Origin of the sequence: Pseudomonas hygromyciniae (assembly GCF_016925675.1) — a bacterium.
In the GTDB taxonomy this organism is placed as follows: domain Bacteria; phylum Pseudomonadota; class Gammaproteobacteria; order Pseudomonadales; family Pseudomonadaceae; genus Aquipseudomonas; species Aquipseudomonas hygromyciniae.
Genome location: NZ_CP070506.1, coordinates 3,519,451 through 3,528,684, shown reverse-complemented (window position 1 = coordinate 3,528,684; position 9,234 = coordinate 3,519,451). Strand labels below are relative to the sequence as shown.

At 57.0% G+C, this 9,234-nt stretch carries 19 protein-coding genes; 18 read left to right on the top strand and 1 reads right to left on the bottom strand.

All coding sequences use genetic code 11. From position 1 onward, the window contains the following. Window positions 1–131 precede the first annotated feature (131 nt). The 17 genes from JTY93_RS15520 to JTY93_RS15440 all read left to right on the top strand — a co-directional run bounded on the left by JTY93_RS15520 (window position 132) and on the right by JTY93_RS15440 (window position 8,120). Window positions 132–887 carry a hypothetical protein gene (locus tag JTY93_RS15520; RefSeq protein WP_205475815.1) on the top strand — a complete coding sequence of 252 codons (756 nt, stop codon included), beginning with the start codon at window positions 132–134 and terminating at the stop codon, window positions 885–887. Beyond that, a complete protein-coding gene (locus JTY93_RS15515) occupies window positions 887–1,837 on the top strand; it encodes a DnaT-like ssDNA-binding domain-containing protein (protein ID WP_205475818.1) in 951 nt (316 codons plus the stop codon). The genes JTY93_RS15520 and JTY93_RS15515 overlap by 1 nt, the downstream gene beginning before the upstream one ends. Then, on the top strand, window positions 1,818–2,600 hold the full coding sequence (locus tag JTY93_RS15510) for an ATP-binding protein (RefSeq protein ID WP_205475820.1): 783 nt from the start codon (window positions 1,818–1,820) through the stop codon (window positions 2,598–2,600). Before JTY93_RS15515 ends, JTY93_RS15510 begins: the two co-directional genes overlap by 20 nt. Continuing rightward, on the top strand, window positions 2,600–2,815 hold the full coding sequence (locus JTY93_RS15505) for a hypothetical protein (protein ID WP_205475823.1): 216 nt from the start codon (window positions 2,600–2,602) through the stop codon (window positions 2,813–2,815). Before JTY93_RS15510 ends, JTY93_RS15505 begins: the two co-directional genes overlap by 1 nt. Then, window positions 2,815–3,246, top strand: a complete 432-nt coding sequence (locus tag JTY93_RS15500; RefSeq protein ID WP_205475826.1) for a hypothetical protein — start codon at window positions 2,815–2,817, stop codon at window positions 3,244–3,246. The genes JTY93_RS15505 and JTY93_RS15500 overlap by 1 nt, the downstream gene beginning before the upstream one ends. Beyond that, on the top strand, window positions 3,239–3,826 hold the full coding sequence (locus tag JTY93_RS15495; protein ID WP_205475828.1) for a DUF1367 family protein: 588 nt from the start codon (window positions 3,239–3,241) through the stop codon (window positions 3,824–3,826). Before JTY93_RS15500 ends, JTY93_RS15495 begins: the two co-directional genes overlap by 8 nt. Continuing rightward, the gene (locus JTY93_RS15490; RefSeq protein ID WP_205475829.1) at window positions 3,823–4,497 is read left to right on the top strand and encodes a recombination protein NinG; all 675 of its coding nucleotides are present in this window, start codon (window positions 3,823–3,825) and stop codon (window positions 4,495–4,497) included. The genes JTY93_RS15495 and JTY93_RS15490 overlap by 4 nt, the downstream gene beginning before the upstream one ends. Further along, window positions 4,494–5,171 carry a bacteriophage antitermination protein Q gene (locus JTY93_RS15485; protein ID WP_205475833.1) on the top strand — a complete coding sequence of 226 codons (678 nt, stop codon included), beginning with the start codon at window positions 4,494–4,496 and terminating at the stop codon, window positions 5,169–5,171. The genes JTY93_RS15490 and JTY93_RS15485 overlap by 4 nt, the downstream gene beginning before the upstream one ends. Before the next feature lie 158 nt (window positions 5,172–5,329). Further along, window positions 5,330–5,671, top strand: a complete 342-nt coding sequence (locus JTY93_RS15480) for a hypothetical protein (protein ID WP_205475835.1) — start codon at window positions 5,330–5,332, stop codon at window positions 5,669–5,671. 112 nt (window positions 5,672–5,783) lie between these two features. Beyond that, entirely contained in the window at window positions 5,784–5,978 is a 195-nt protein-coding gene (locus tag JTY93_RS15475) for a zinc finger domain-containing protein (RefSeq protein ID WP_205475840.1), read from the top strand. 5 nt (window positions 5,979–5,983) lie between these two features. Further along, window positions 5,984–6,343, top strand: a complete 360-nt coding sequence (locus JTY93_RS15470; RefSeq protein ID WP_170045127.1) for a hypothetical protein — start codon at window positions 5,984–5,986, stop codon at window positions 6,341–6,343. 118 nt (window positions 6,344–6,461) lie between these two features. Continuing rightward, window positions 6,462–6,800, top strand: coding sequence for a hypothetical protein (locus JTY93_RS15465; RefSeq protein WP_003218335.1), 339 nt, complete (start codon window positions 6,462–6,464; stop codon window positions 6,798–6,800). Continuing rightward, window positions 6,797–7,141, top strand: a complete 345-nt coding sequence (locus JTY93_RS15460) for a hypothetical protein (RefSeq protein WP_205475841.1) — start codon at window positions 6,797–6,799, stop codon at window positions 7,139–7,141. The genes JTY93_RS15465 and JTY93_RS15460 overlap by 4 nt, the downstream gene beginning before the upstream one ends. Before the next feature lie 47 nt (window positions 7,142–7,188). Then, on the top strand, window positions 7,189–7,437 hold the full coding sequence (locus JTY93_RS15455) for a hypothetical protein (RefSeq protein ID WP_205475843.1): 249 nt from the start codon (window positions 7,189–7,191) through the stop codon (window positions 7,435–7,437). 55 nt (window positions 7,438–7,492) lie between these two features. Beyond that, complete coding sequence (locus JTY93_RS15450; protein WP_205475845.1) at window positions 7,493–7,684, top strand: hypothetical protein; 192 nt, start codon at window positions 7,493–7,495, stop codon at window positions 7,682–7,684. Continuing rightward, a complete protein-coding gene (locus JTY93_RS15445; protein WP_205475847.1) occupies window positions 7,681–7,869 on the top strand; it encodes a hypothetical protein in 189 nt (62 codons plus the stop codon). The genes JTY93_RS15450 and JTY93_RS15445 overlap by 4 nt, the downstream gene beginning before the upstream one ends. Beyond that, the gene (locus tag JTY93_RS15440; RefSeq protein ID WP_205475849.1) at window positions 7,866–8,120 is read left to right on the top strand and encodes a hypothetical protein; all 255 of its coding nucleotides are present in this window, start codon (window positions 7,866–7,868) and stop codon (window positions 8,118–8,120) included. Before JTY93_RS15445 ends, JTY93_RS15440 begins: the two co-directional genes overlap by 4 nt. Before the next feature lie 35 nt (window positions 8,121–8,155). Here the strand turns inward: JTY93_RS15440 and JTY93_RS15435 are convergent, their stop codons facing one another. After that, window positions 8,156–8,539 (bottom strand): hypothetical protein, encoded by a 384-nt coding sequence (locus JTY93_RS15435; protein ID WP_205475851.1) that lies wholly within the window; start codon window positions 8,537–8,539, stop codon window positions 8,156–8,158. A gap of 95 nt (window positions 8,540–8,634) precedes the next feature. Here JTY93_RS15435 and JTY93_RS15430 point away from each other — a divergent pair, with 95 nt between their 5' ends. After that, on the top strand, window positions 8,635–9,234 hold the full coding sequence (locus tag JTY93_RS15430; protein WP_069022855.1) for a hypothetical protein: 600 nt from the start codon (window positions 8,635–8,637) through the stop codon (window positions 9,232–9,234).

The window sequence follows — 9,234 nt, the reverse complement described above, 5'->3', positions numbered from 1 at the left end:
GCGCGGGTTTTTATGCCGCGATTTGGGGGCTCGGTGCCTGCACTAGTAAAAGAAGCCCCCGAAAACTCCAGGCACCAAAAAGCCACCGGACGAGGGTGGCTAATTCGATAACACTTTGTGAGGCCGATTATATGCAAACCCAGTCACATATCAATACCCCTACAAATCTCGCGCCACGTTTTCCGCAATCTGAAAACGTGGCGCGATTTCGCGAAGGAAAGGTTTACGCGGTCTTGTTCTCTGATGGCTGGCTTAAGGTTGGCCGGGGCCGGGACGCGCAGTCACGAATCAATTCTCACATCGGCACCTCGTCAATGCGATGTGCAACGTATGACCGGTCAGTAATTTCCGGGGTGCTGGCCGATTCTGGTGCAGCCGAGAATGCACTCATCGCGTACTGCTCTGAGCGTGGAACCAGCGTTCACGGGCGCGAATGGTTCACTGGTGTCGATTTTGAAGGTGTATCCGAGCTGTTCGGCACTCACTTCATGGGCGACACAGCGGATTACCTTACCGCAGCGCGGGAGGCTCAATCGCGGCGCGTGGAAACCATGCTGCATACGGTGTTTGCTCGCCCAGGGCCAAATCCGCCATCAGCCACTAAAGATGCGGATGATCTGGCCCGGTGGGTTTCCTCGGTGACGCACGCCCGAATACTGGATCGTCTTTACCGCGATGATTTGTACGGCGGCTGGCTCTTCGAGACCAGCGCTTCAGGCATGACCAACTTCTTCAACTATGCCTCCCTCGCCATAAACACGCTCGATGAAGGTCAGATTGCAGGCCTTTTCTATAGCGCATCAACGAATCCTGGCGAAGCACTCGAGCAAATCGCATGCACTGCTCAGGCACTGATTGCTGCTTACGCCGCCGAGGTGAATCAATAATGGCCCGCGCACGCAACATTAAACCGGGCCTGTTCAGCAATGAGCTGCTTGTCGAGCTTCCAGCATTTGACCGGCTGGCTTTCATTGGCCTGTGGTGCCTGGCGGATCGGGAAGGGCGCCTCGAGGATCGCGTGAAGCGAATCAAGATCGAGTTGTTCCCGTGCGATGACTACGACGTGGAGGAAGGCCTGGCACGCCTTGCCGCCGCCGGGTTCATTTCCCGCTACCAGGTGGCAGGATTCTCGGTTATTGAAATCATCAACTTCCAGAAACACCAGAGCCCGCATGGTTCGGAAAAGGACAGCACTCTCCCGGACGTTAACGGTTATCTCACTGTTTACGAACGTAAAAAGAACGTTGTAGTCGCAGGCTCTCAACGTAAGGTTCTCGTTGGTGAACAGGTTTTTAACGTTAAAGAACCGTTAGAGCCTGTTAACCCACCGTTCGATAACGCCCTGATACCTGATTGTGGAATCCTGATTCCTGATACCGGATTCTCTGATTCTCCGAATCAAGATCAACACCACTCTCTCACCGCGGGCGAAGAAATTCCGGGCTCAAGCTTCGAAGGCTTCGATGATCTAGAAGACCTTCCACCGGAAGACGCTAAGCAGCCTGTAGACCCAAAGGCTCCTGTCGAGATGACCCTGGATTGGATGCCTGACGCCAATCTGCTGAAGACCTACTGCGCTCACTTCGGCGTCTCGACTGACCTGTTCACCAAGGACGCCGTGGCCCCGTTCACCGCGCACCATGAGACAACTGGCCTCCTGCAAACCCAATCCAAATGGGTGTCACTGCTGGTCAAATGGGTGAAGGACGACAAGAACAGAGCGAGCAATATCCGCCCATTCCCGAAACCCCAAGCCATTGCAAGGCATACCCTGACCGGTAGCCGCGATTACAAAGCAGGCACCAAGGAGAACGCCAATGGCACGTTCCGTCTCTGACCTTGGCCCGCACCTGGATCGCAAGTTCGGCGTCATTGGCCGTCAGCCGGCGCGATGTGACACTCACGGCGAATACTCGGCGGTGATGCTCAGGGCTGGCGGTGTTTCTGGTTGCCCGATCTGTGCCAGCGACAAGCGCGACATGGAAGAGCTTGAGCTCAAGCGTTTTCAGTTCCGGATGGTGCAACACGACGCAGCAAAAATCCCAAAGCGTTTCGCTGATAAGTCGTTCGCCGACTTCGTGGTGTCATTGCCTGCCCAGCAGGTAGCTCTGGACGCCTGCATGGAGTACGCCGACAACTTCTCGAAACACAAGCGGGAAGGGCGGTGCATGCTGCTCCTTGGCAAGGTCGGCACCGGAAAGACGCACCTAGCCACATCCGTAGCGAGCGTTCTGATCAACGAGCACATGGTCAAGGCGATCTACCGCACTGTCGGCTCGGTCATCGGCGATATCAAGGCGACCTTCAGCGACAAGTCTGGCGAAACCGAGGCCCACATCATGCGTGAGCTGATCGGCGCTGACTTGCTGGTATTGGACGAAGTGGGGGCTACCAAGCAAAGCGAGTTCGAGCTGGCCACGCTTTTCAGCATCATCAACGGCCGGTATGAGCAGGGGCGCCCGATGATTATCGTCAGCAACCTTTCGCCCGGTGAACTGAATGATGCCCTGGGCGTGCGCTGTGTCGACCGTATCCGCGAAAACGGCTGCATAGGCGTGGCGTTCGAGTGGGAATCTCATCGCGGCAAGGAGGGCTTCTGATGGCTAATCCACAAGCAAAACTCGCATCCACCGAAGATCTTGTGCGTCTGCGCGATGAGATCGCCATAAACGCCATGAACGCGATGGTCATCGCCAAGGGCTGGGGCTACACCGACGGTGATGGAAAACGCCACAGCTGGACGACGATGCGTGAGTACTCAAACGCCGCCTATCACTTCGCTGATGAAATGCTGGCTGCAAGGGAGCGCAAGTGATGGATATCGACAAGGAAAAGTTGAAGGGATTGCTCTGGGCCGAAGCCACGTCATATCGGGCTGACTGTGCAGGTTGGAAAGGCAACACCGAGGCTCTGGATGAGTTCCTGGGTGATAAGACCGTGGTGGAGGTCGCGCTGGAGCTGCTCGCCGAGAACGTGCGGCTATGTGAAGGCGCGCACATGCGGGCCATCCGTTCGCTGCGTGGCGACTGCGCTGACCTGATTGCAGAGCGTGACCAGCTAAAGGCCGAGAACGAGGCTCTACTTTCAGCCCTGAAGGGCATGACCTCGATGTACGGGCACTGCTGGGATCTTGTTGATGGTGGCCTGCTATGCATGCAGGACAATGTTCAGCGCTTCGAAGACGCCCATGAGGTAGCACAGAAAGTGATTGCCATCACGGGCAAGGGAGATCAATGCCATGGCTGAGCTCGCCCTTATCCGTACCGTCCAAGGCCTTGTGCCGGCGACCGAGGCCGACCGCGAATTAACCCAAAAATGGAAGCTGGGCCAGGTGGTCCACGGCAAGTTCACAAAAATGCGCAACGCAAAGTTCCACGGCAAATTCTTCTCGATGCTGGATCTGGCGTGGGAGTACTGGGAGCCGGTAGGCGGCTTGGTTCCTCGCCAAGAGATGCGTGGTATCCGTGGTCTGGCCAAGTTCTTCGAGGCGCAGAGCGGAAAGCCTGGGCAGTTGTCGCATGCAGTTGATGCGTACATCGTCGGTCTGGAGTTGGCCAGGGCCGAGCGCTTTCCGGCGGTGGACAAGTCCCGCGAGGCATTCCGTGAATGGGTGACGATCGAGGCCGGTCACTTCCACCTGGTGCGAACTCCCGACGGCGTGCGCAAGGAGGCCAAGTCAATTAGCTGGGCCTCCATGGATGACACGGCCTTCGAGCCGTTATATCGCGACGTATTCAACGCCTGCTGGCGCCTGGTCCTGTCCGCCCACTTTGAATCGGAAGAGGCGGCATTGAACGCTGCTGACCAAATCGGGAGCTTCGCATGAAGCGCACCCCATTACAGCGCAAAACCCCGCTTAAGTCCGGCGGCGCACGCCGCAAGCGCTGCCCAGTGTGCCGGGTGATGTTCACGCCGGCCCGCGCTGGGCAATCGGTTTGCGGGGCTATCGAGTGTGCCATCGCACACGGTAAGTCCGAGAAAGGGCAGGCGAGCGCCAAGAAGGCCCTGGCGGATGTCGGTCGCCGCGAGATCAAGGTGCGCAAAGAGGCGCTGAAGACCCGGGCGGACCACATGAAGGACGCAGAGAAGGCCGTGCGCGACTACCGGCGCACCTACGAGTTGAGCATTGGTAGCGGCTGCATCAGTTGCGGCGAGTCGCAGGAATCAATCCTCAGCGCCCAGGGTTGGAAGACCGGCGGTGCTTTCGATGCAGGCCACTTCCTCGGTAAGGGCGCCCGGCCAGAGTTAAGGCTGGTGCCCAGCAATATCTGGCTCCAGTGCAAGAGCTGTAACGCAGGGTCGTCCAAGTTCGCCCGCAAAGGCGAGACGGTTTCCCAGGGTTTCCGCACCGGCCTTATCGCCCGAATCGGCCTGGAGGCTGTCGAGGCGATGGAAGCCGACCACACGCCACGCAAAGAAACAGTAGAGCAATTGAAAGCCATCACCGCCGAATACCGGGCAAAGACCAAAGAACTTAAGAAGGGGCTCGCAGCATGAAATTGATCAACGCAAGGCAGGTATGGACTGAGGCTCAGCACGAATCGAACGCGTCGATCAGCGCTGTGGCCATCGACAAAGCGCAGTCGGCACCGATCAAGAAGGGCCAGCGCATGCGCCGCGCCGAAGCGGTGTTCGCTGCGCTGGGGGATGACAAGGAGGAGCGCATTCAGGTTGTGCGCCAGAAGATCAGCATCAGCGAGACGCGCGGCACCCCCGCAGGCAGGTCCACCGCCCGGGCTGCACACCTGGCCACCATCGGCAAAGTGTTGCGCGCCATCGACACGCTGCCGTTCCAGGTGCAGCAGTTCGGGCACTACCTGTACCACCCGGCGATGAACATGAAGCACCTGTTGAACGCGGTGCTGCTGATCACCGCTAAAGCGGCGCTGCCTGACCTGACATCGGCCAAGCGCGTGAAGGCGCAGTACCTGGTTACCCTGGCCCTGCAATCGTATAAAGGGGAGGTCGCCGGATCGGCAGAGTGGGGCCCGGCGCGGATAGCCGCCGAGATGAACACGTTCTTCGGCGTGACCATCGACCCGAAGAACTGGACGCGTGACTGGCTCGACCTGTGGGAGTCCCTGAAAAAAATGATCGAGGAAGTGGATATTCAGGCTCAACAACCACTATGGCAGGTGATCCACGCGGAAAAAGATCAAGATGCGGCATAATAATATTGACATGACGGGGTTTCGCGCGTACTTTTCCCATAGTGCACAAGTAACGCGAAACGCACAGAGCTAAAGAAAGTCCGGTTTCTGCCGGGCTTTTTTATTTCCACAAAACAGTATTAGCTCTCTCTTTTTAGCATTTTGGAATAGAAAGCTTTATGAGTCTTAGTGGTATTGCTGACCAGATGAGCGCGCTTGGTGCGCAGTTTCCGATGACAATGGTAGTCGCGGGCGTTTTAACCTATGCATTGTTGGCAGGCTACAAGCGCAGCTACGCCAGTGACGGAAAGTGGATAGTAGCTTTGCTGGTTTTGTTAGCCCTATGGGCCTTTTTTCCGCATGGCTACAACGCTTTATTTGCATCGAGCATGCCTGAGCGGCTTTTTGAAGAGTCAATCAAGGCGCCTTCGCAGAAGGCTCTTTTCTTTGCCGATATCTTCTGGACGGTGTTAGGTGCGCTTATCGGTTGGTTCGGATCCAGTAAATTTGACCATCATTGATGTTCATTGCCGTCAGCATCACCAATTGAGGCTGTCGTAATGGTCCAAAAAAAGCCCCGCCTAGAGCGGGGTTTTTTGTTGCCCACGGAAAGGGCGATTCAGCAAAAGGAATTTGCAGATGTTGAAAGAATTCAGATGCGGTAACTGCAAAAGACTTCTCGCCCGTACGGGTGGGTTTACAGAGCTCCAGATCAAATGTTCCCGATGCGGGACGTTGAATCATGTGAAGGCCGCGAGCCTCGAGCAATCGCCTTTGAGCGACATGAAAGCGGAATTCTCCGCGAACAATCATTCAATTCAAAGGTGAAAAATATGAACGCAGTAAAAGTTGGTAAACACTTCGGCAATCTGTTTCCGAAGGGTGTTGTTCAGATCGTCTCGCCAGCCGAAAACGTGAACGGTCTGACCATCCAGACAGCCTCCATCGACCCAACCAGCGGGTACGTCAATCTGTACGCCTCGGAGACAGCGCCTAGCATTACCGGTGACGCCAGTACTCGCATGATTTTCAATGGCAATGGCCCGGCTGTTGCGAACAGCCATTCCCAAGTTCTCCTTCCGGCTCCACTTTTCGTACCTGCTGGTATGGGGCTTTGGGTGACCGCTGGCTCCTGGATCCCAGGTATTACCGCTACTGGATCTCTGGCCATCACCTGGGACCTGGTTGCATAAAGGCTATCTGTAGCCACTGACCCGGCCATGTGCCGGGTCTTCTATCTAGTGATTTTTATCTTAGGGCTTCGCCCAGACCGGCAAAAGCCTTTTTGATCATGCCCAGGGAGTCGAGCGCATGGAGTATCTACAGCGCCTGCTCGACAAGATCGACAGGTTCGAATTGCTGATCGCGGGCCTTGTTGGAGCTGTGATCGCCAGTTGGTGGCACAAGGACGACTTGAACGACTGGCGTGCCTGGATGATCTTCCTCATCACCGGCATGGCCTGCTCGATCTACCTCACGAGCATGGTTAGCACCTATCTGGGTGTGACCGAGCCGAAGATCGTCGCTGGCATCGGCTTTCTGCTGGGGGCATTTGGCGGTTCGCTCCTGGCGGCCATTAATCGAGCCATTAAATCCGCTGATCTCTGGGCGCTCATTCGCCAGCGGTTCGGGGGAGGCAATCCACCATGAATCTTGAACTGATCAACTCCATCGCCTGCGGCCTGATCGCCGCCTGGGCGACCTGGTGCGTACTGAGCGGGAAGGTGAGGGACGGCATCCTCGGGAAGCTGATCTACACCACGATCGCCATCACTGGTTTCGTCGTGTCGGTGCGTAGTCAGAACATCTTCTTCGGTCCGACCACGGCTGGCCTGACGCTGCATGTCGCCCTGGCCCTTGCCGGTGCCCGGCACATCTTCATGGTCACTTACTGGCAGCGGGTGAAGGTCTGGTTATGCCGGACGCTGAACTGCGAGCACTGCATGAGCTGTGACAAGGCGCCAGGTGGTGTCGAGCGCCGAGGCAAGTAACAGACGCGCTTCACCCACAATCAGCCTGTGCGCAGGCCGGAGGCTTTATGAGTACTGAATACCAAGTTCGCCCGGTGACCCGATACATCGTCACTTGCTACACCCAGGAGTCGCCAAGCGACAGCGGAGGGTGTGGCGCCTCGTCGATCACAGTCGGTGAGTTCAGCAATTCTCAGCAGGCTGACATCGTCGCGGATGCAATGGTCGCCAAGGATTCTGCGGCGGGCATCAAATCTCACCGTAGCCGGCATGGACTGACGCTCGGCGAGGTGATCTCCGGTCAGCGCGTCGGGTAACGGTAATCCGCGCCACGTTTTCGAATGCGCCAAATCGTGGCGCGAGGTTTTGCAGATGAGCAACGTCACCCGCCTGTACCACGCGCTCCCGATGAGCCCGGAAATCAACTGCGCGGTGAGCGCTATCGACAAGGCCATTGCCGATGCCGTAGACGCCGCCAAGGCCGCCGGACTTCCCCAGGGCCTGATCGTTGGATTGCTCCACGGCCACGCCCATGCACAGACACACCAGATGGTGACGCAATGACCGCGACCATCCACGACATCGCCGACCAGCGCCCGCACCTGATGGTGGTAGCCAGTGATGCCGTCCACGTAGTCCCGCACGCTTTGGTTCAATCGGTGATCGCCGGCGACAAGCCTTCCTCGATCCTGACTGAGCCCGTGGTGCAGCGGATCATTGAAGAGTGGCTGCAGCAGGTGACCAAATGACCATCAAGGTTCTGGAGTTCAAGCGGGAGGACTGGCGCGATGCTGCCAAGACCCTGCGCAAGATCGCCGATGACCTGGATGCCGGTGAGCATCCAGAGTGCACCGTAGGTGCCTTGACGCTGATCGGTGCGAAGGGAGAGGTAACCGTGTTCGGCCTCGGTCCAAAGTGCGATGACCTGCAATGCCTGGGTGCGATGCGCCTCGGTGAGCAGAAGCTGATTGATGTACTGCTGGACATCGGGGAAGGGTAGGTGTGCCGCGCGGGAATGCGGCACTCATTAATTTATCAGCCGACGAGTCGGAACGCCTTTGCGAGAGCTTGACTCAATTCGGAGCGCTCCCAGATTCCGGGTTCAAATTGGGTTGAGTGCATCTTGATTGTGCCTGTATCAATTTCGGACTGACTCCCGGATCTTTCTGCAACGATCTTAGAGAAGTGCTCCCTTCCTCTTATGACATCCTGGTTCGCCGGAAGCTGTACTTTTGATCCGGTCTCAGTGATGGCAAAAACGGCTATCGCGTGTTTCTTTAGGACATCCCCGCAATTAGCTGCCAGCTCTCTCGCTAGCGGTAGGTCGCGATTATTAGGGGCTGTCATCCCTTCTTCCATAGAGAGGCACGCTGCAGACAAAACCTGCGCTATGAGCCAAAGGGCACCGTCGTTATCCATTACTTTTTCTCCTGTGATTGAAAACATCGTTTGCCGGGCTAGGTCTCACTATGCCATTCCACAGATGATACTTGCACCAAAGAGAATCCACACTCATGACAACCAAGCAACCCGACTGGGAGGCAATCGAACGTGCCTACCGGGCCGGTTCGCTTTCCATCAGGACTATCGCAGAGCGCCAAGGCGTGAGCGACACCGCAATCAGGAAGAAAGCCAAAGTCCAAGGATGGGCGAGAGACCTTTCTGACCAGGTGCGCAAAGAGGTTCGCAGCAAGCTGGTTCGCGGAGAGGTTCGCAACGACCAAGGCGCGAACTGCGAACTTGACGCTGAGATCATCGAGGAGGCCGCAGAAGAAGGGGCTCGGGTGGTTCGCAGCCACCGTCGGGACATTCGCAAGGCCACGAACCTTGCGAACCTGCTGATGGATGACCTGCTCAATACCATCCAGCGCCGCGAAGAGATCGAAGACGCGATCATCGACGAGACTGACGAGGACAACAACGGTATGCGCCGGGCCTCGATGCTCGCTGCTGTTGCGCTGCCCAGCAACTCCAAGACCTTGTTTCAGCTTTCCTCTGCAATGAAGAACCTGCAAGTCCTTGAGCGGCAGGCATTCAGCCTGGACGAGAAGGAGAAGACGGACGACGCCGACGAGATCTCGAAGATGATGGACGAATTATCACAGGACGCCTGA

Excerpts from the sequence above, each read along its gene's own strand:
- JTY93_RS15520 (WP_205475815.1), top strand. The coding sequence starts at position 132 with ATGCAAACCCAGTCACATATCAATACCCCTACAAATCTCGCGCCACGT.
- JTY93_RS15515 (WP_205475818.1), top strand. The coding sequence starts at position 887 with ATGGCCCGCGCACGCAACATTAAACCGGGCCTGTTCAGCAATGAGCTG.
- JTY93_RS15510 (WP_205475820.1), top strand. The coding sequence starts at position 1,818 with ATGGCACGTTCCGTCTCTGACCTTGGCCCGCACCTGGATCGCAAGTTC.
- JTY93_RS15505 (WP_205475823.1), top strand. The coding sequence starts at position 2,600 with ATGGCTAATCCACAAGCAAAACTCGCATCCACCGAAGATCTTGTGCGT.
- JTY93_RS15500 (WP_205475826.1), top strand. The coding sequence starts at position 2,815 with ATGGATATCGACAAGGAAAAGTTGAAGGGATTGCTCTGGGCCGAAGCC.
- JTY93_RS15495 (WP_205475828.1), top strand. The coding sequence starts at position 3,239 with ATGGCTGAGCTCGCCCTTATCCGTACCGTCCAAGGCCTTGTGCCGGCG.
- JTY93_RS15490 (WP_205475829.1), top strand. The coding sequence starts at position 3,823 with ATGAAGCGCACCCCATTACAGCGCAAAACCCCGCTTAAGTCCGGCGGC.
- JTY93_RS15485 (WP_205475833.1), top strand. The coding sequence starts at position 4,494 with ATGAAATTGATCAACGCAAGGCAGGTATGGACTGAGGCTCAGCACGAA.
- JTY93_RS15480 (WP_205475835.1), top strand. The coding sequence starts at position 5,330 with ATGAGTCTTAGTGGTATTGCTGACCAGATGAGCGCGCTTGGTGCGCAG.
- JTY93_RS15470 (WP_170045127.1), top strand. The coding sequence starts at position 5,984 with ATGAACGCAGTAAAAGTTGGTAAACACTTCGGCAATCTGTTTCCGAAG.
- JTY93_RS15465 (WP_003218335.1), top strand. The coding sequence starts at position 6,462 with ATGGAGTATCTACAGCGCCTGCTCGACAAGATCGACAGGTTCGAATTG.
- JTY93_RS15460 (WP_205475841.1), top strand. The coding sequence starts at position 6,797 with ATGAATCTTGAACTGATCAACTCCATCGCCTGCGGCCTGATCGCCGCC.
- JTY93_RS15455 (WP_205475843.1), top strand. The coding sequence starts at position 7,189 with ATGAGTACTGAATACCAAGTTCGCCCGGTGACCCGATACATCGTCACT.
- JTY93_RS15450 (WP_205475845.1), top strand. The coding sequence starts at position 7,493 with ATGAGCAACGTCACCCGCCTGTACCACGCGCTCCCGATGAGCCCGGAA.
- JTY93_RS15445 (WP_205475847.1), top strand. The coding sequence starts at position 7,681 with ATGACCGCGACCATCCACGACATCGCCGACCAGCGCCCGCACCTGATG.
- JTY93_RS15440 (WP_205475849.1), top strand. The coding sequence starts at position 7,866 with ATGACCATCAAGGTTCTGGAGTTCAAGCGGGAGGACTGGCGCGATGCT.
- JTY93_RS15435 (WP_205475851.1), bottom strand. The coding sequence starts at position 8,539 with ATGGATAACGACGGTGCCCTTTGGCTCATAGCGCAGGTTTTGTCTGCA.
- JTY93_RS15430 (WP_069022855.1), top strand. The coding sequence starts at position 8,635 with ATGACAACCAAGCAACCCGACTGGGAGGCAATCGAACGTGCCTACCGG.